This is a genomic window from Nonomuraea sp. NPDC003214, assembly GCF_053590035.1.
On sequence record NZ_JBSFSX010000005.1, the window covers coordinates 659352 to 677463 of the forward strand.

The 18112-nt window shown below is 72.8% G+C and carries 13 protein-coding genes; 4 read left to right on the top strand and 9 right to left on the bottom strand.

Features of this window, described 5'->3' with window-relative positions:
• Positions 1-70: 70 nt before the first annotated feature.
• Entirely contained in the window at positions 71-1090 is a 1020-nt protein-coding gene (locus ACWDXC_RS18780) for a hypothetical protein (RefSeq protein ID WP_449983320.1), read from the bottom strand.
• Positions 1091-1224: 134 nt separating this feature from the next.
• Between ACWDXC_RS18780 and ACWDXC_RS18785 the strand changes: the two genes are divergently transcribed.
• Positions 1225-2913 carry a protein kinase domain-containing protein gene (locus ACWDXC_RS18785; RefSeq protein WP_449983323.1) on the top strand — a complete coding sequence of 563 codons (1689 nt, stop codon included), beginning with the start codon at positions 1225-1227 and terminating at the stop codon, positions 2911-2913.
• Here ACWDXC_RS18785 and ACWDXC_RS18790 read toward each other — a convergent pair.
• A complete protein-coding gene (locus ACWDXC_RS18790) occupies positions 2870-3802 on the bottom strand; it encodes an AraC family transcriptional regulator (RefSeq protein WP_449983326.1) in 933 nt (310 codons plus the stop codon). The two genes, ACWDXC_RS18785 and ACWDXC_RS18790, sit on opposite strands and share 44 nt — an antisense overlap.
• Positions 3803-3876: 74 nt before the next feature.
• Here ACWDXC_RS18790 and ACWDXC_RS18795 point away from each other — a divergent pair, with 74 nt between their 5' ends.
• The gene (locus ACWDXC_RS18795; protein ID WP_449983329.1) at positions 3877-4707 is read left to right on the top strand and encodes an NmrA family NAD(P)-binding protein; all 831 of its coding nucleotides are present in this window, start codon (positions 3877-3879) and stop codon (positions 4705-4707) included.
• Positions 4708-4762: 55 nt separating this feature from the next.
• Here the strand turns inward: ACWDXC_RS18795 and ACWDXC_RS18800 are convergent, their stop codons facing one another.
• The 3 genes from ACWDXC_RS18800 to ACWDXC_RS18810 form a co-directional block, all read right to left on the bottom strand.
• A complete protein-coding gene (locus tag ACWDXC_RS18800; protein WP_449983332.1) occupies positions 4763-7012 on the bottom strand; it encodes a bifunctional SulP family inorganic anion transporter/carbonic anhydrase in 2250 nt (749 codons plus the stop codon).
• 56 nt (positions 7013-7068) lie between these two features.
• On the bottom strand, positions 7069-7206 hold the full coding sequence (locus ACWDXC_RS18805) for a hypothetical protein (RefSeq protein WP_219510134.1): 138 nt from the start codon (positions 7204-7206) through the stop codon (positions 7069-7071).
• 69 nt (positions 7207-7275) lie between these two features.
• Complete coding sequence (locus ACWDXC_RS18810; protein ID WP_357591103.1) at positions 7276-7647, bottom strand: winged helix-turn-helix transcriptional regulator; 372 nt, start codon at positions 7645-7647, stop codon at positions 7276-7278.
• Positions 7648-7747: 100 nt separating this feature from the next.
• Here ACWDXC_RS18810 and ACWDXC_RS18815 point away from each other — a divergent pair, with 100 nt between their 5' ends.
• Positions 7748-8374 carry an NAD(P)-dependent oxidoreductase gene (locus ACWDXC_RS18815; protein ID WP_449983336.1) on the top strand — a complete coding sequence of 209 codons (627 nt, stop codon included), beginning with the start codon at positions 7748-7750 and terminating at the stop codon, positions 8372-8374.
• Positions 8375-8452: 78 nt separating this feature from the next.
• Here the strand turns inward: ACWDXC_RS18815 and ACWDXC_RS18820 are convergent, their stop codons facing one another.
• From ACWDXC_RS18820 to ACWDXC_RS18835, 4 genes are all read right to left on the bottom strand, one after another.
• Positions 8453-9865 carry a non-reducing end alpha-L-arabinofuranosidase family hydrolase gene (locus ACWDXC_RS18820; RefSeq protein ID WP_449983455.1) on the bottom strand — a complete coding sequence of 471 codons (1413 nt, stop codon included), beginning with the start codon at positions 9863-9865 and terminating at the stop codon, positions 8453-8455.
• Between the two features lie 56 nt (positions 9866-9921).
• Positions 9922-11931: an RICIN domain-containing protein gene (locus tag ACWDXC_RS18825; RefSeq protein WP_449983339.1), complete on the bottom strand. Its 2010-nt coding sequence runs from the start codon at positions 11929-11931 to the stop codon at positions 9922-9924.
• A complete protein-coding gene (locus tag ACWDXC_RS18830) occupies positions 11928-14657 on the bottom strand; it encodes a beta-L-arabinofuranosidase domain-containing protein (RefSeq protein ID WP_449983341.1) in 2730 nt (909 codons plus the stop codon). The genes ACWDXC_RS18825 and ACWDXC_RS18830 overlap by 4 nt, the downstream gene beginning before the upstream one ends.
• Positions 14658-14996: 339 nt before the next feature.
• Positions 14997-16463: an endo-1,4-beta-xylanase gene (locus tag ACWDXC_RS18835; protein WP_449983344.1), complete on the bottom strand. Its 1467-nt coding sequence runs from the start codon at positions 16461-16463 to the stop codon at positions 14997-14999.
• A 410-nt stretch (positions 16464-16873) separates the two neighbouring features.
• Between ACWDXC_RS18835 and ACWDXC_RS18840 the strand changes: the two genes are divergently transcribed.
• Positions 16874-18103, top strand: a complete 1230-nt coding sequence (locus ACWDXC_RS18840) for an extracellular catalytic domain type 1 short-chain-length polyhydroxyalkanoate depolymerase (protein ID WP_449983347.1) — start codon at positions 16874-16876, stop codon at positions 18101-18103.
• Positions 18104-18112: the final 9 nt, after the last annotated feature.

Here is an 18112-nt window from a genome sequence, read left to right on the forward strand (position 1 = left end):
CAGGGACGACGGCGGACCCAGGTACGTTAGCACCCGCTACGGCCACGACCAGCACGTTCCAGCGCGACGGCTACCCGAACGGGGGCTCGAAGGGGGCGTCCCTCACCCGGTCGTGGATCCGGCGCAGCCACGGCTCCCGGGTCGCCCCCAGCCGCTCCAGCGTCCCGGCGAACACCCTCCCGTCCGGCCGGAAGGGCAGGTGCGGGAGCGGCGGGGGCGGGTCGTCACGCCGGACGCCGTCGGGCATCCGGGGCGAGGCGAGCAGGAGCCGCCGGTCGTCGGCGAACGCCAGGCGCGCCCACACCCCGGCCGCCAGCGGCACCGCCGCCGCCGTCGCGCCCGGCCACACCGCGCCGGTCTGCGGATGCCGGGGCACCAGGGCCAGGTCCGCGACCGGTTCGGGCACGCCGGGCCCGGCCAGGGCGAGACGCCGTTCCGGCAGGCCCCGGGGGAGCAGGCCGTCGATCGCCGGCCGGAACGCCCAGGCGACCGGCCCGTCGGGCACGGTCACCCGCCGCCCTTCCGAAGCCACCACGAGGTGGGCCAGTGACGCCGCGATCGCCGCCTCCCACACCGGGCTCCAGCACCCGGCCGGCTCGACGGGCGGCGGGCCCGGTAGCTCCGTCCAGTCCATCACCCGCTGGACGGGCCCCTCGACGGCGACCGGACGCACGGCGTCCGGCTCCAGCCACACCACCTGCCAGTGGCCGCAGTCGTCGACCCGGGTCGCCACCGCGCCGCCGCAGCCCGCGCACGCCAGGTTCGGGCCGTACCGGCCGTCCCAGCCGCAGCAGCAGCCGCCCAGCCGGTCGGTCAGCACGACCGTGCCGCGGACGTCGCCCGGCGCGAGCCCGATCCTGCCCGGCGGGCCGTCGAGGTGGAGGGTCAGCAGCCGGACGCCGCCTTCCTCTTCGGGCGTCTCCGGCCGCCACGGCCGCCCGTTCCCGGGATCGACCGTGTACGTGCCCGGCTCCAGGAGGGCGGGCACCAGGTCGTGGCCGTACTTCTGCCCGGCGTGGTCGGGAAGCTCCACCCGCGACACCTTCGCGGTCAGCACGGCCCCGCACCCGGCGCAGGCGAAAGCGAGCAAGCGGCCTCCTTCACGGCGACGTGATCATCTTGCCGCACATCCCTCTTGCGCCGATCCGGTTTCGCCTGCCCGGAGTCCGGCGTTTTGGCATCATGACACCGACCCGGCGACGATCTCTACGCGGAAGCGGTGTCATGCCTCATCCCCTGCACGACGGCGACCCGATCCAGATCGGCCCCTACCGGCTGCGCGCGCGGCTCGGCGGGGGCGGGATGGGCCAGGTGTTCCTGGGCCGCTCTCCCGGCGGGCGGCTGGTGGCGGTCAAGGCGGTGCGCCCGGAGCTGGCTGACAACGCGCACTTCCGGCGCCGTTTCGCCGCCGAGGTGGAGGCCGCCCGCAAGGTCGGCGGCTTCTACACCGCCCAGGTCGTCGACGCGGGCGCCGACGCCGACCCGCCGTGGCTGGCCACCGCCTACATCCCCGGCCCCTCGTTGCACCAGGCGGTCGACGAGCACGGGCCGCTCCCGCTGGAGTCGGTCGCGGTGCTGGGGGCCGGGCTGGCCGAAGGGCTCGCCGCCGTGCACGCCTGCGAGGTCGTGCACCGCGACCTCAAACCGGCCAACGTCATCCTCGCCGAGGACGGGCCCCGACTGATCGACTTCGGGATCGCCCGCGCGCTGGACGCCACCAGCCAGACGCAGACGGCCGCCGTGCTGGGCACCGCCGCGTTCATGTCGCCCGAGCAGGCCACGGCCCAGCCGGTCGGGCCGGCCTCGGACGTGTTCTCGCTCGGCTGCGTGCTGGCCTACGCCGCCACCGGCCGGGGCCCGTTCGGCGACGGCCCCGTCCACGCGATCGTCTACCGGGTGGTGCACGGCGACCCCGACCTGACCGGGGTGCCCGCCCCGCTGGCCGGGCTGGTCGCGGCCTGCCTGGCCAAGGACCCCGCCGCCCGGCCGGGCCTGGAGCAGGTGCTGGCGCAGCTGTCCGGCCTCGCCTCCGCCGGTGACGGCCCCGGCCCGGTGCGCTGGCTGCCCGAGACGCTCACCCAGGTCATCGCCGATCGCCGGACCCTGGCGCTGACCGCGCTCGAACAGCCGGCGCCCCCGCCGCCGCCCGGCCCGGCGGCCGGGCCGCCGTTGCTCGTCAACGAACGGCGGCACCTGCGCGGCGGTCGCCCGCTGTATCCGGCCACCGGGTACGAGATCGCCGTGTACGTCCTGCTGGCCCTGTTCGCGCTGGGCTCGGGGGTCGCGGCGATCCACCAGCTCACGGTTGCCGAGCACGCCGAGCAGATCGGCCTGCTGGAGGCGTACGAGGAGATCCGCGACCCCGTCGAGGAGGTCGCCATCCCGCTGATGGTCGTCCAGGCCCTCCTCGGCCCGCTGCTCGTGGTGTGCTGGCTGCTCTGGTTCGCGCGGGTGCGGGCGGTCGCCGAACGGCTGGCGCCCGGCCGGCTGCGTTACCGCCCGGCCATGGCCGTGTACGGCTGGTTCGTCCCGCTGGCCGGCCTGGTGCTGCCCAAGCAGATCGCCGACGACGTCTGGCACGCCTCCAGCCCGCCCCGGCACGACCGGGCGATGGCCCCCGCCGGGCTCCTGCACGCCTGGTGGGCCGTGTGGCTGGCCACCTTCCTGACCTGGCCCGTCTTCTGGCTGCCGTGGACGGAGTTCTTCCGCCAGGGGGACGTGGAGTACGAGCTGGACGACGAGTCGTACCACCTGTACGACCTGGAGCCGATCGGCTGGGCCATCCTCGTCACGCACCTGCTGGCGGTGCCGGCGGCGGTCGTCACCGCGCTGTACGTGCGGCGGCTGAGCGCCATGCAGGCGGCCAGGCTCAGCGGGTCAGCGCACTCGGGGGCACGCCGCGTACCCGCTTGAAGGCGGTGCTGAACGCGAACCCGTCGGCGTAACCGACCCGCCTGGCCACGGCGGTCACGGTGGCGCCGGGCACGCGCAGCAGGTCGGCGGCGGCGGTCATGCGCCACTCCCGCAGGTAGACCAGCGGCGGCTGCCCGACCAGCTCGGCGAAGCGCCGGGCGAACACCGCCCGCGACATCCCCACCTCCGCGCCCAGGGCCGCCACCGTCCACGGGCGGGCGGGCTGCTCGTGCATCAGCCGCAGCGCCCGCCCGATCCGGGGGTCGGACAGGGCCCGGTAGCCGGGCGGGGCGTCGACGCCGGGCTGGGCGAACCACGCCCGCAGCGCCCGCACCAGCATCAGGTCGAGCAGCCGGTCCAGGATGACCTGCTGGCCGGGCTCCTGGCCGCCGATCTCGCCGGCCAGCAGGTCGAGCAGCGGCGCGAACTGCGGCTCCGCCGGGATCACGGCCACCTCGGGCAGCGCCTTGAGCAGGCGCTCGGACACGTCGCCGCGCAGGGGATACTCGGCGGTGACGAACAGGTCGGACCCGTCGGCGCTGAGCCCGTACGTGCGCGGCCCGAGCAGCAGCTCGGCCCCGGCCGCCTGCGGGCCGCCGGCCGTGGTCCAGCACCGGTCGGCGCCGTCGATCACCACCTGGGGCTCGGTGTCCGGCCGGTCGGCCACGGTGAACGGCCGCAGGCCGCGCACCAGCACCACGCCGCGCTCGCGGACCCGGACGGGCGGCAGGCCGGCGCGCACGATCCAGGACTCGCCGCGCAGCATCGCGCCCAGCGCCAGCGGCGCCGGATCGGTGAACCGCACCGCCCACGGCGGCTCGGCGACCGACTGGCAGAAGACCGCGCCCTGCGCCCGGACGCCCGCGAGATAGTCCTCCAGCAGATCCATGCTGAGACGATCTCACATATGACGGAGACAGATGGCCATGGATCGTCTCCCTGAGCCTCTGATGTGCTGGCCGCATGTCCGTTTCACCCATTCTCGTGATCGGCGCCCGGGGCAAGACCGGCCGCCGTGTCGCCGCCCGGCTCGACCGGCTCGGCCTTCCCGTCCGCGCGGCCTCCCGCTCCGGCAGTCCCGCCTTCGACCTCGCCGACCGTGACACCTGGCGGCCCGCGCTGGCCGGGGCGGGCGCGGTCTATCTCGTCCCGATGCACGAGTCCGTCCCGGTCGCCACCGTGGCGGAGTTCGCCGGCGCGGCGGCGGAGAGCGGCGTCCGCCGGGTCGTGCTGCTGTCGGCGCGCGGCCCGGCCGGCGCGGCCGAGTCGTACCAGGAGCCGGTCGAGCGCGCCGTGCGCGCGACGGGCCTGGAGTGGACGATCCTGCGCCCGGCCTGGTTCGCGCAGAACTTCAGCGAGGACCTGTTCCTGGAGCCGATCCTGGCCGGGGAGCTGGCGCTGCCGACCGGCGAGGGGCGCGAGGCGTTCGTCGACGCCGGCGACATCGCCGACGTCGCGGCCGCCGCGCTCACCGGCGACGGCCACGCGGGCGAGGTCTACGAGCTGTCCGGGCCGGAGGCGCTGTCGTTCCGCACCGCCGTCGAGCTGATCGCCGAGGCCACCGGGCGGGAGATCCGCTACACGCCCCTGGAGCCGGCCGGGTTCACCGCCGCGCTGACCGGCCAGGGGCTGCCGGCCGAGGCCGCCGACCTGGTGACCGAACTCCTCGTCCGGATCCGCGACGGCGCCGGTGAGCACGTCAGCGACGGCGTGCGGCGCGCGCTCGGCCGCGAACCGCGCTCCTTCGCCGCGTACGTCAAGGAGGCCGCCCAAGCGGGAGCCTGGAGCGCCTGACCCCGCCGCGACCGGAAGGTCACCGCGCCGGGCGCGGCACGGTGACCTCCTGCGGTCAGCCCTGGCTGGGCTCGGGCACCGAGGGCGCCGAGGGCGCCGGGGGCGCCGGGGGCGGCGCGGGAGCCGAGGGGTCGCACGGCGCGGGCGGCACCACGTGCACCCGCGCCGAGGCGATGTCGAAGTAGAGCCCCACCAGCTCCAGCTGCCCCGCCTCGACCCGCTCGGCGATGCCGCGGTAGGTCCGCAGGTTCTCCAGCTGCTGCTGGATGTTCAGCCGGCAGAGCCTGTCGAGCGTGTCGCCGGGCGGCGACTCGCCGTCGCCCGGCGGGCCGAGTCTGGCCAGGCTCGGATCGCCGTGCCGCAGCCAGCGGTCCAGCTCCGGCAGGTCGGGCCGGTCGCGCTGGCCGGTGAGCAGCGCCACCATCGCCGCGCAGCCGGAGTGCCCGCACACCGTGATCGTCCGCACGTCCAGGACGCGGGTGGCGTACTCGATGGCCGCCGCCACCGAGTTGTCGCCCAGGTCCGAGCCCGCGCGCGGCACCAGGTTGCCCAGGTTGCGCACCGTGAACAGGTCGCCGGGGCCGCTGGAGGTGATCAGGCTGGGCACCACCCGCGAGTCGGCGCAGGTGATGAACAGGTGCGTAGGCTGCTGGGCGCGGGCCAGCTCGGTGAAGATGGACCGCATCAGCGGCGCCCGGTGCTGGTGGAACTCGTCGGCCCCCTGCGTGAGCCGGCACTGCCCGGCCGCCGCGACGGCCGGGAGGCGGCGGTGGTGCGCCCACGGCAGCCACCAGTGGTGGGCCGCCCGGGGCGGGCTCTTGGCCGGGAACATGCGGGCCCCGCTGGCCGCCATCGTGTACCACTCGTCGTGCAGCTCGTCGATGGTGATCGTGCCGCCGAGCCGTTCGTGGTCCAGCCGCCAGGAGTGCAGCGCCTCGAAGGCGGCGTAGTCCATGAAGTCGATGTTCAGGTCCAGCTCCACGGCGGTGCCGGCGGGGATGGCGCGCAGCTCCTGCGTCAGGCGCGGCACGCCGAGGAAGGTGAGCGAGCCGGAGATCGTCGCGTGCAGGCGGCCGTCCGGCGCGGGCCGCTTGTCCACGGTCACGCGGGTGAGCCGCCGCAGCGCCAGCAGCGCCGCCAGGCCGAGCCCGGCGACGACGCCCTCGGCCAGCCCGACGCCGACCACGACGAGCATGGTCACCAGATAGACGGGCACCTCGTTGTGGCCGTGCACCTTCCTGATATGACCCAGGCTGATCGTCCGGATGCCGATGAAGACGAGCAGCGCCGCCAGCGCCTCCATGGGGATGAGCTTGATGGTCCAGCCCAGGCAGAGCGCGAAGAGCAGCACCCAGACGCCGTGCAGGACGGCGGACCAGCGGCTGCGCGCGCCCGCGCGCACGTTCGTCGTGCTGCGCACGATCACCCCGGCCACCGGGAGGCCGCCGAGCAGGCCGCTGACGACGTTCGCCGCGCCCTGGCCGGACAGCTCCCTGTCGAGGTCGGCGCGCGGGCCGGTGTGCGTGGCGTCGGTGGCCACGCAGCACAGCAGCGACTCGGCCCCGGCCAGCAGGGCGACCAGGAGCACCCCGACCGCGACGAGCTGCCACTCGCCCTGCGGGATCTGCGGCGGCTGCCACGAGGTGACGGCGCCGGTGAGGTCGATGCGGGTGACGTCCCAGCCGAACGCCCACGCCGTGCCCGCGGCCACGAGCAGCGCCGCCAGCGGCGCCGGGACCGCCCGGACGTGCTTGGGCGCGCGGCCCCAGACCAGCAGCACGGTGATGGTGAGCACGCCCACCATGACCTTGTGGCCGTGCGCGTCGATGATCTGCCCGGGCAGCTCGACCAGGTTGGCCCAGGTGGAGTGCTGCGGGTCGCCGCCCAGCACGACGCGGAGCTGCGCCACGGCGATGATGATGCCGACGCCGGTCAGCATGCCGTGCACGACGGCGGGGGAGACGGCCAGCGCGGCACGCGCCGCCTTGAACGCCCCCAGGACGAGCTGGAGCAGCCCGGCGAGGATGGTGATGAAGCAGGTGGCGCGCCAGCCGTAGGTCTGCACCAGGCCGGCGATCACCAGCGTGAGGCTCGCCGTCGGCCCGCTCACCTGGACGGCCGATCCGCCGAGCCAGCCGGCGACGATCCCGCCCGCCGCGGCGGCGATCAGGCCGGAGGCGAGCGGCGCCCCGGCCGCCATGGCGACGCCGAGCGAAAGGGGCACGGCGACGAGGAACACCACCAGTGATGCCGGAACATCATGTCTGAGAGTAGTTATCCAACTACTCAGAGTAATGGTTTTCATGCCGCAAACCTTAGGGGAGCGACACCTCCGCACGACAGGGGCGAATCCGGCGACGTTCAGTCGAGCCCGGCGGTCTGGAGCAGGATCGCGATCGCGGCGATGGACAGGACGACGGCGATCAGCAGGACGACGGCCGCGGCGGTCATCGCGCGCCGCCATCCGTCGCCGCCGGGCAAGCCCTTGAACCGAGCCACGGCAGCGACGCTACCAGCCGGTCCGGTCACGCTCGGTGATAATCACGACCGGCGAGCCGCCGGCGGGGGTCACGGGGCCGGGTGCCGCTCCCGGGCGTCGAGCAGCTCGTCCCAGTGCTCGGCCGCCCACGCGCACGCGGCGTACAGCGGCTCCAGCATGCTGCGCCCCAGCGGCGTCAGCGCGTACTCCACCGCCGGCCTCGGCCCCTCGTGCACGGTGCGCGAGACGAACCCGTCCCGCTCCAGCCCGCGCAGCGACTGCGTGAGCACCTTCGGGGTGACGCGGTGCAGCGGCACGCGCAGCTCCGAGAAGCGGCGCGGGCCGTCCTCCAGGCAGCGCATGACCAGGGCCGCCCACTTGTCGCCGAACCGGAACGGCAGCAGCGAGGACGGGCACAGCTCGTCGAACATGTCCCGGGGCAGCGGTCGGCGATGCGTCACGGTCTCTCCCGCCTGTCGGCCGGTCGCGCGGTATCCAGAAGGTAACCGCGGCTGCGGCTACCTTTCCCGGAGCATCCACGCAACGGGAGGTATTCCGGCCATGAGCAAGTATGTGATCTTCGGGGCGGGCGGCAGGGCGGGCAGGCAGGCGGTCGCCGAGGCGCGCGGGCGCGGCCACCAGGTCACCGCGGTCGTCCGCGACCCGTCCCGCTACACCGGCCCGGCGGACGACGGCGTACGCGTCGCCGCCGGGGACGTCACCGACCCGGCGGCCGTCGCCGCCCTCGCGGCCGGTCACGACCACGCGGTCAACACGACCGCGGCGCTCGGCTCCGGCACGTTCTTCACCGACGCCGCGCACGCCCTGGCCGCCGGCCTGCGCGAGGCCGGGCTGGACAGGCTCGTCACGGCCGGGCTCGCCTCGCTGCTGCACGGCGCCGACGGGGTCCGGCTGCTGGACGCGCCCGCGTTCCCGGCCGAGTTCCGGCCCTTCTGCCTGGCCCACGCCGCCGGGCTGGAGGCGCTGCGGGCCGAGGCCGGCCCGCTGGACTGGGTGTACGTCAGCCCGGCCGGCGACTTCGACCACGAGGGGCGGCGCACCGGCAGCTACGAGATCCGTGACCACGGCGACCCGGCGGCGCGGATGTCGTACGCGGACTTCGCCATCGCCCTGCTGGACGAGGCCGAGAGCCCGCGCCACCACCGGGTCCACCTGGCCGTGACCTGACCCCCGATCACGGTCCGGCGGGCGGTCCGGCCAGGAGGCGAGGGCGGGCCCGGACCGTGCCGGGCCCGCCGGATCGGCTCAGCGCTGCAGGGTCAGCAGGCCGGGCCGGTAGGGCAGCAGGCCGTAGTCGCCGCCGGAGTTCGGGCTGCGCCCCTGGTAGAGGAGCTGCAGGTTGCACGGGTCGACGGTCATGGTCTGGTCGGGGCTGGTGCGGATCAGCTCGCCGTGGCTGATGTCGTTGGTCCAGGTGGCGCCGCTGTTGGCCTTGCCGGCGAACGGGTTGGCCTCGGTCGCGGCCTGCGGCGTCCACGAGCCGCCCAGGCTGGTGGCCGTGAACGAGCGGAAGTAGCGCCCCTGCGCGCCGATCGCCTCGACGATCATCAGGTAGCGGTTCTGGCCCTGGAGCTTGTACACCTGGACGGCCTCGAACAGGTTGTTCGTCGTGTCGCTCATGATCACGGTCGAGTTAGTGCCGAAGCTGCCCGGGAAGTTGCCGATGGGCATGCTGGCCCGGTAGATCTTGCCGTTGTCCCCGGCGAAGAACAGGTACATGTTCGTGCCGTCACCGATGAGCGTCTGGTCGATGGGGCCGGTCCCGGAGCCGCTGATGCTGCCGGAGAAGAGCACCTGCTGCGCCGACCAGCCGTTCGGGTTCGCCGGGTCGTTCGACGTCCGGTACGAGAACGCGGTCCCGCCCCACTGGTAGGCGAGCACCCACACGTTCTTCGGGGCGAAGTAGAAGAGAGTGGGCGCGACCGTCGAGGCGGACATCGCGTTCTGGCTGGCCGAGGCCATCTCGGACCAGTTGCCGAAGAGGCCGAAGTTCATCGAGCCCCACCGGGTGCCCGTGTCGTGCGTGGTCGCGTAGACGAGGTGCTTGCCGTTGTAGGGGGCGACGGTGAAGTCCTTGAGCGAGACCCAGCCGGCCTTCGGCGTCGCCAGCGGGCCGGTCGAGCTCCACCGGTACGTCGACGGAAGGTCGCACGGTCCCGGGTTGCCGCCGCCGTCGACGCGGACGAGCTGCCACTGCTGGTTGGCGCCGCCCCAGTCGTCGTACTGGACGATGTTGCCGCCGTCGGCGGTGGAGGCTCCCTGGACTTCGAGGGCTTTGCCGCTGTGGCGGGAGATGAGGCGGATGTGCCCGTCGGGGCTGTCGGCCAGGCGCCATTGCTGGTTGGCGCCGTTGTGGTCGGTCCACTGGACGATGGCCGCGCCGTTGGCGGTGGACCAGTTGTAGATGTCCAGGACCTTGCCGGAGTGGCGGGACTTGAGCCGGTAGTAGCCGCCGCCGGAGTCGACGAACTGCCACTGCTGCTGGTTCTGGTCGTTGCGCGCCCACTGGGTGATGCGGGCGCCGTCGTTGGTGGCCAGGTTGTAGACGTCCAGCGCCTTGCCGCTGTTGCGGTTGACGAGCACGTACCAGGCGTTGGTGTCGACCGTCGCCGCGTGGGCGGCCTGGGTCTGCAGGGCGGCGAACAGGCTCGCCAGCATGACGGCGACCGTCGCCAGGACGGTCAGGGATCTGCGTTTCACGGCTGTGCCTTTCGTCAGGGGGTGGTGAGGTCGAAGCGGCGCACGGTCACCGCGCCGCCGAGGGACTGCGTGGCGTAGTTGAAGATCCCGAAGCGGTAGCCCATGAAGAACTGCCAGGCGTTGTTCAGCGTGAAGGCCGGGCCGAGGCTCGTGAACGTGCTGCCGTCGGTGCTGTAGGAGAAGCGGGCCTGCCTGCCGGAGCCCGGCCGGATGTCGGCGCTGACCCGCAGCCAGATCCGGCCGCCCGCGACGGCCGCGCTGGCCGCCTCGGTGCCCGTGCCGGTGGTCTGCCACGAGCTGTTCATGGTCAGCCCGTCGGTCATCACGACCCGGCTGACGCCGTTGTCGCGTTTGACGCCGATCCACGCCGACCGGTCGCGCAGCATGGCCAGCCCGGCGCGGTCGCCGTTCGCCATCTGCGTGTGGTCGAGCTCGATCGTCGCCGTCGACGACGGGCCCTGGATGCGGTGCGTCAGCGTGTTGCGCGCGTTGTAGAGGTCGTTCGTGACGGTCGCGGTCCGCAGCCGCAGGCCGTCACCGGTGGTGAAGCGGCTGGTGTCGGGGTTGTGGTTCCACTCCCAGCGGTGCCCGAGGGCGGGCGAGGTGAAGGCGTCCGGGCCGATCATGGGGGCCACGGTGCGGCTGGTCTGGATGTTCGGCTTCGGGTACGTGACTCCCCAGCGGCCGTCGACGGTCCGCACGGACGGCCAGTCGCCGCTCCAGGTGATCGGCGCGAGCGCGGGCATGCGCCCGCCCGGGTAGGCGTCGACGAACGCCATGTAGTACCAGTCGCCGTTCTGCGTCTGGACGAGCCCGCCCTGGTGGGGGACGCCGCCGCCGGAGATAGGACCGGGCAGGTCGAGCAGGACCTGGCGCATCTCGTACGGGCCCCACGGCGAGGTGGAGCGGAGCACGTACTGGCCGTTGGCGGGCCGGGTCAACCAGATGTAGTAGTAGCCGTTGCGCTTGTAGAAGCGGGCGCCCTCCAGGGTGCCGACGCTGCTCGGGGTCTGGAACACCTGCTGTGCCCGCACCTGGCCGAGCCCGTCGGGCGTGAGCTGGGCGACGCTGATGGTCCCGTTGCCGTACGCGACGTACATGGTGTCGTCGGTGTCGACCAGCAGGCCGGCGTCGTAGTAGCAGTTGTCGATCCGCGAGCGCTTGGTCCACGTGCCGTCCACGGCGGAGGCGGTGTAGACGTAGGTGCGGCCGAACTCGACGCAGCCGATCCAGTAGAAGGTGCCGGTGCTGGGCCGGTAGTTCAGGGTCGAGGCCCAGATGCCCTTGACGTACGCCCGGCCGCCGTTGAGGTCGTAGGCGCCGGAGTCGAAGTCGAGCCTCGGGACCGAGTGGCCGGCGTACTCCCAGTCGACCAGGTTGTAGGAGCGCAGGATCGGCGCGCCCGGCGAGTAGTGCATCGTCGAGGCCGAGTAGTAGTAGGCGTCGCCGACCCGGATGATGTCGCCGTCGGCGAAGTCCTGCCAGACGACCGGGTTGGTGTAGCCGCCGCCGCCGTCGACGCGGACGAGTTGCCATTGCTGGTTGGCGCCGCCCCAGTCGTCGTACTGGACGATGTTGCCGCCGTCGGCGGTGGAGGCTCCTTGGACTTCGAGGGCTTTGCCGCTGTGGCGGGAGATGAGGCGGATGTGCCCGTCGGGGCTGTCGGCCAGGCGCCATTGCTGGTTGGCGCCGTTGTGGTCGGTCCACTGGACGATGGCCGCGCCGTTGGCGGTGGACCAGTTGTAGACGTCCAGGACCTTGCCGGAGTGGCGGGACTTGAGGCGGTAGTAGCCGCCGCCGGAGTCGACGAACTGCCACTGCTGCTGGTTCTGGTCGTTGCGCGCCCACTGGGTGATCCGGCCGCCGTCGGCCGTCGAGAGGTTGTAGACGTCCAGCGCCTTGCCGCTGTTGCGGTTGACGAGCACGTACCAGGCGTTGGTGTCGACCGTGGCGGCCGACGCCTGGGGGGTCAGGAACACGCCCACGACGAGCAGGGACGACAGGATGGAGAGCACGCGCCTCACAGGAACCTCCAGAGGATGTCGTTCGCGCCGCCGTCGTCGGCGAGCACCACCTGCGCGCCCTGCGACGCGCCGGCCAGGCCGAGGACGCGGCCGCCGTTGGCGCACTGGATCCGGAACGTGACCCCCGGCCCGTGGCGCAGCCGCCAGCGGTGGTCGGCGGTGCCGTTGTCGGCCCACTGCACGACGCGCGAACCGGCGGCGGTGCCCATGTTCTCCACGCCCAGCACCTTCTGGCTGTGGGAGTTGCGCAGCCGCAGGTAGCCGCCGCTGTCGACGACAGCCGTCCACAGGTGGTCGGCGGTGCCGGTGTCGCCCCACTGGACGACGAGCGCGCCGTCGGCCGTGGACATGCCGGTGACGCCCAGCACCATCCCGGTCCCCACGTTCTGGATGCGCCGCGCGCCGTTCGGCACGAACCGCCACAGGTTGTCCGGGCTGCCGTTGTCGGAGTCCTGCACCACCTGCGCGCCGTTGGCCGTCGAGCCGTTCCGTACGCCGAGCAGCTTGCCGCTGTGCACGTTGCGGATCTTGACGGAGCCGTCGCCCGTGTCGCCGACCGTCCAGCGGTGGTCGGCGGTGCCGGTGTCGCCCCACTGGAGCACCCGCGCGTCGTCGGCCGTCGACATGTTCTCGACGCCGAGCACCTTGCCGCTGTGCGCGTTGCGGAAGCGCACCGCGTTGCCGTCGGCGATCGGGACCCAGTCGTGGTCGGCGGTGCCGTTGTCCGTCCACTGGAGGGCCAGGCCGCCGTCGGCGGTGGACATGTTCTGGATGCCGAGGGCCAGCCCGCTGGCCGCGTTGATCAGCCGGAAGCTCGCCGCGCCGCTCCCGCCCGGGCCGCCGGTGTTCCAGTACACGACGTAGTTGTGGCCGTGCGCGTCGTGGAAGGGCCCCAGCCGCACCTGCGCCCCGTCGGCCGTGGCCGTGAAGGCCAGGGAGGAGGCGCTGGTCCGGGTGACCGACGACGGGGTGAGCGTGGGGGCCGACGACAGGGCGGTGTTGCCGTAGTCGCCCGACAGCACGACCGGGCCGTAGGTGACGGCCTGCACGCGGGGGTCGTCGGCGGCGGCCCTCATGATCACGCGCATCGGCAGCCGCACGGTCACGGTGTCGCCCGGGGCCCACGACCGGGTGAGGGCGGCGTAGCTGCCCGGCGTGGTGGCGATGTCCTGCCGGACGCCGTTGACGCTGACCGTCGCGCCCTGCGTCCAGCCCGGGATGCGCACGCGCATCGTCCACGATCCGCTCACGTTGCCGGTGACCTGCAAGGTCGTGGTGTCGCCGACCGGGTAGGAGGTCGTCTGGGTGACCGTGATGCCGCGCCGGGCCCAGTCGAGCGTGGAGGGCACGAACAGGTTCACGAACAGCGTGGTGCCGTCGTGGAAGTAGATCGAGTCCATCAGCTTGGTGTTGGTCTCGATCCCGGTGCCCTGGCAGCACCAGAACGAGTTGTAGTCCGTGCTCCAGGTGCCTCCGCCCCAGGCCGGGCCGACACCCCGCCGCCCGCCGGGGTTCAGCGGGGTGAAGTAGGTGACGTGCCCGTGCGGGTTCGCCGGGTCCTGCTGCCCGATCAGATGGTTGAGCAGGGCGTTCTCGTAGTAGTCGAAGTAGTCGGCCCGCGTCGGCGACAGCAGCCACAGCTCCCGGGTGAGCTTGAGCATGTTGTACGTGTTGCACGCCTCCCCGGTGTCCCTGGTCAGGTGCGCGGCGATCGCGCCGGGGGCGCGGAAGTGCTCGGCCTGGCTGTTGGAGCCGTTCACGTACGTGTGCGCGCCGACGGTGATGGACCAGGCGTTGGCGGCGATGTCGCGGTAGCGGGTCGTGCCCGTCGCCTTGTACTCCCGGGCCGCGCCGATCCACTTGGGCACCTGCGTGTTGGCGTGCAGCCCGTTGAGCCGGTCCTGGCCCGAGGCCAGCGGGTCGAACACCGCCGCGTGGTCGAAGCGCCGGGCCGTGGTCAGCCAGCGGGCGTCGCCGGTCATCTGGTACAGGTCCGTGAGCACGGCGTTCATGCCGCCGAACTCGGTGCCGAGCATCGCCTGCATCTGGCTCTGGCTCAGCCGCGACGTGCGGGCGTCCACCCATCCGGCCAGCGCCAGCAGCACGGTCCTGGCCTGGGTGTTGCCGATCAGCCGCCAGGCGTCCAGCAGCCCGGCCAGCGTCTTGTGGATGCAGTAGTACGGCACGTTGCCGTTGTTCAGCGTGCGGTTCTCCACGGCCGTGATGTCCGACTCGGGGAAGCCGGACAGATAGCCGGCGGTGAACCCGGCGGCGGCGTTGTTCGCCTGGCATCGGGCCAGCTCGGCCACCATGTGGTTGGCCTTGTCCCGGCAGGTGGTGTCGCCGAGCACGGCGTAGGCCTGCGCCCAGGCCGTCAGGAAGTGGCCCTGCATGTGGGAGCGGAACGGGAAGCCGGGCGCGTCCCAGCCGCCGTTGGCCGCCGCGCCGCCGGTGGACAGCCGATGGTTGGCCCGGAAGACGTACAGGAGCCGGTTGACGTCGACGAAGCGCAGGTAGGCCAGGGTGCGGTTCTGGTTGTCCAGCCAGCGGCCGGAGGTCAGCCGGACCTGGCCGAGGTCGAACTCGTAGGCCGAGACGCCGATGTCGGGCCTGGCCCGGGGGAGGGCGGCGGCGAGCGCGGGGGAGGGTCCGGCCGCCTGGCCGGCGACCGTGAACGCGGCGGTCGCGCCCGCGGCCTGGAGGAGCTGACGACGGCTCAAGGACATGCGGTGCTCCTTGGGGGGGTGGGGGAGTGTTAGCGTTAACATTTCGCCGGCCGGATCTGCGTCGTTCTCTTCCTCGGGGTGTTGCCGGGGAGTACATACGACAGTCCGGCCCGCCGTCAACGGCGGGCCTCCCCCGGTGGCGCGGCCGATGCCGCCTGGACGGCTTCCCTGCTGCGCTTTCGCGCTCGAGGGAGATCACGCGGCCCCGCGCGCCGCCGTGAAAGTTTCACGGCGGCGGCCTGGAGCCGGCCCGTCAACGTGCGGGAGATCGCGCGTTGACGGGCCGCCCCGGGTTCCCCTTCCCCTCCACCCCGAGGGAGGGGGAACCCGGAGGGGCGATCAGGGCGAGACGGAGCCCGCGTTGTACGTCCACTTCTGGTTGCTGCCGCCCCAGCAGGTGTAGAGCTGCAGCCCGGTCCCGTTCGCGGTGCCGTTGCCGACGGCGTCGAGGCACAGCCCGGACTGCACGCCCACGATCGAGCCGTCGGAGTTGACGCGCCACTTCTGGTTGTCGCCACCCCAGCAGGAGTAGATCTGGATCCTGGCGCCGTTGCCCGAGCCCCCGGCGTCCAGGCACTTGTTGCCGTAGACCCGCAGCTCCCCGGCCGAGGTCCGCGTCCACTGCTGGTTGGTCTGCCCGTTGCAGTCCCACAGCTGCACCGCGGTGCCGTCGGCGGTCGAGGCGTTGGGCACGTCCACGCAGCGGCCGGAGGCGACGCCCTTGAGCTGGCCCTCGTCCCCGCCCGGCGGCGGCGTCGTCGTGCTGCCGCCGTTCAGCGCGTTGAGCACCGCGGTGTAGGCGGGCTTCTTGTTGCCGTTGCCGTCGAACAGCAGCGGGGTGTCGCCCGAGCGCCAGGAGTCGATGTCGCGCACGCCCCACACCGTGATGCCGACGCAGCGCGGCACGGCCAGGCAGTCCTGGGTCACGGCGGCGTACGTGCCGGCCGAGGCGCCCTGGATGTCCAGCTCGGTGATGGCCACGTCGACGCCGAGCGCGGCGAAGCTCTGCAGCGTGGTGCGGAAGTTGCTGTTGTACGGGCTGCCGCTGTTGAAGTGCGCCTGGAAGCCGACGCAGTCGATGGGCACGCCCCGCGCCTTGAAGTCCCTGACCATGTTGTAGACGCCCTGCGTCTTGGCCCAGGTCCAGTTCTCGATGTTGTAGTCGTTGTAGCAGAGCTTGGCCGCCGGGTCGGCGGTGCGCGCGGTGCGGAAGGCGACCTCGATCCAGTCGTTGCCGGTGCGCTGGAGGTTGGAGTCGCGCCGGCCGCCGGAGTTGCCGTCGGCGTAGGCCTCGTTGACCACGTCCCAGGAGTAGATCTTGCCCTTGTAGTGGGCCATGACGCCGTTGATGTGGTTGATCATCGCCTGGCGCAGCGTGCTGCCGGACAGGTTCTGCATCCACTGCGGCTGCTGCGAGTGCCAGGCCAGGGTGTGCCCGCGGACCCGCTTGCCGTTCTGGACGGCCCAGTTGTAGACGCGGTCGCCCTGGGTGAAGTTGAACTGCCCCCGCTGCGGCTCGGTGGCGTCGATCTTCATCTCGTTCTCGGCCGTCACCATGTCGAACTCGCGCGCCGCGATCGAGGTGTAGGCGGCCTCGCCGAGCTTGCTCGAGGTGATGGCGGTGCCGAAATAGCGGCCGCTCTGGGCGGCGGCGGCGCCCAGCGTGCTCTCCGCGGCGCTCGCGGGCAGCGCCGACGTCAGCGCGGCGACCAGGCCGACGGCGCCGATCGCGCCGGTGATCAGCGCCCGGCGGCGCCCGCTTCGCGGTGGCCGGGCGGTGGGTGGGGAAACGGCGTTGACGCTCATTGCCTGAACCTCCATGAAGCGGATCACGAGCTGGAGATCGTCCTGGGGGCTCAGTGTGGGAAGCGCTCCGAAACTTGTCAAGATATGACTGAAAACTTTCGGCGGGGTGCTGCTGTTCCTGCCCAGGTCGTCCTGCGTTCGCGCGCCTAAAAGTTTCGCCCGGCGATACGGCGGCGGGGCGTCGGCATGAAAGTTTCATCGTGACGCGCGGCCCTGTGGCCCGATATCGCGAGGTCGGCGCGGGGGAGGGGGTCCCGCGCCGATGCGGGCCCGCTTGACAGCGCCCGCGACTCCGTGTCTGTTAGCGCTAACACCCCCCTGAGAGAGGCGGAAGCATGGGACCAGCACCCCCCGCGAGAGCCCGTACCAGGACGTACGCCGCTCTGGCGGCTCTGATCACCCTCCTGTCCGTGTTCCTCACGGCCCCGCCGCAGGCGGCGGCGGCCTCCCTGACCGAGGTGACCGATTTCGGCCCCAACCCGGGCGGCCTGCGGATGTACGTCTACGTCCCCGACCGGCTGGCGCCCAGGCCGGGCGTCCTGGTGGCGATGCACGGCTGCAACGGCTGGGCCCCCGCCTTCCACCAGGGGACCGAGTTCGCCTCGCTCGCGGACCGGCACGGCTTCGTCGTCATCTACCCGCAGGCCAACAAGAGCGCCAACGGCCTGTCGAACTGCTTCGACGTGTGGTCGGACGCCGCCCTGCGCCACGGCGGCGGCAGCGACCCGGTGTCGATCGTCTCCATGACGAACCACGTCCTGCAACGCTACGACGGCGACCCGCAGCGGGTGTTCGCCACCGGCTTCTCCTCCGGGGCGATGGAGACCGTCAACCTGCTCGCCACCTACCCGGACGTCTTCAAGGCGGGCGCGCCGTTCGCGGGCGTCCCGTACGGGTGCCTCGGCCCCGCCGGATGCGCCGACAGGACGCCGCAGCAGTGGAGCGACATGGTGAGGAACGCCTACCCCGGCTACACCGGGCCCCGGCCGCGCTTGATGACCTGGCACGGCACGCAGGACTCCGTCCTGCCCTACACGATGCTGCAGGAGCAGGTCGACCAGTGGACCGGAGTGCACGGGATCAGCACCACCCCCGTCACCACCGACAGCCCGCAGCCCGGCTGGACCCGGCGGGTCTTCGGCTCCGGGCAGGTCGAGGCGTACACCGTCACCGGCGCCGGCCACGACCTGCCGCACGCCGGGATGGCCGCGCACGCCGTCCGCTTCTTCGGCCTGGACGGCGGCGCGCCCGGCGACGGCTCCGGGCAGATCAGGGGGACGGGCTCCGGACGCTGCGTGGACGTGCCCGGCGCCGCCACCGCCGACGGCACCGCCGTGCAGCTGTGGGACTGCAACGGCCGCGCCAACCAGCAGTGGGCCGCCACCGCCGCCGGCGAGATCAAGGTCTACGGCGCCAAGTGCCTCGACGCGGCAGGCACCGGCAACGGCGCCGCCGTCCAGATCTACGCGTGCTGGGGCGGCGACAACCAGAAGTGGCGCGTCAACGCCGACGGCTCGATCGTGGGCGTGCAGTCCGGGCTGTGCCTGGACGCCGTCGGCCGGGGCACCGCCAACGGCACCCGCCTCCAGCTCTACGCCTGCCACGGCGGCGACAACCAGAAGTGGACCTGGACGAGGTGACGGGCTCAG

Excerpts from the sequence above, each read along its gene's own strand:
- ACWDXC_RS18785 (WP_449983323.1), top strand. The coding sequence starts at position 1,225 with ATGCCTCATCCCCTGCACGACGGCGACCCGATCCAGATCGGCCCCTAC.
- ACWDXC_RS18790 (WP_449983326.1), bottom strand. The coding sequence starts at position 3,802 with ATGGATCTGCTGGAGGACTATCTCGCGGGCGTCCGGGCGCAGGGCGCG.
- ACWDXC_RS18795 (WP_449983329.1), top strand. The coding sequence starts at position 3,877 with ATGTCCGTTTCACCCATTCTCGTGATCGGCGCCCGGGGCAAGACCGGC.
- ACWDXC_RS18800 (WP_449983332.1), bottom strand. The coding sequence starts at position 7,012 with ATGAAAACCATTACTCTGAGTAGTTGGATAACTACTCTCAGACATGAT.
- ACWDXC_RS18815 (WP_449983336.1), top strand. The coding sequence starts at position 7,748 with ATGAGCAAGTATGTGATCTTCGGGGCGGGCGGCAGGGCGGGCAGGCAG.
- ACWDXC_RS18820 (WP_449983455.1), bottom strand. The coding sequence starts at position 9,865 with ATGCTGGCGAGCCTGTTCGCCGCCCTGCAGACCCAGGCCGCCCACGCG.
- ACWDXC_RS18830 (WP_449983341.1), bottom strand. The coding sequence starts at position 14,657 with ATGTCCTTGAGCCGTCGTCAGCTCCTCCAGGCCGCGGGCGCGACCGCC.
- ACWDXC_RS18835 (WP_449983344.1), bottom strand. The coding sequence starts at position 16,463 with ATGAGCGTCAACGCCGTTTCCCCACCCACCGCCCGGCCACCGCGAAGC.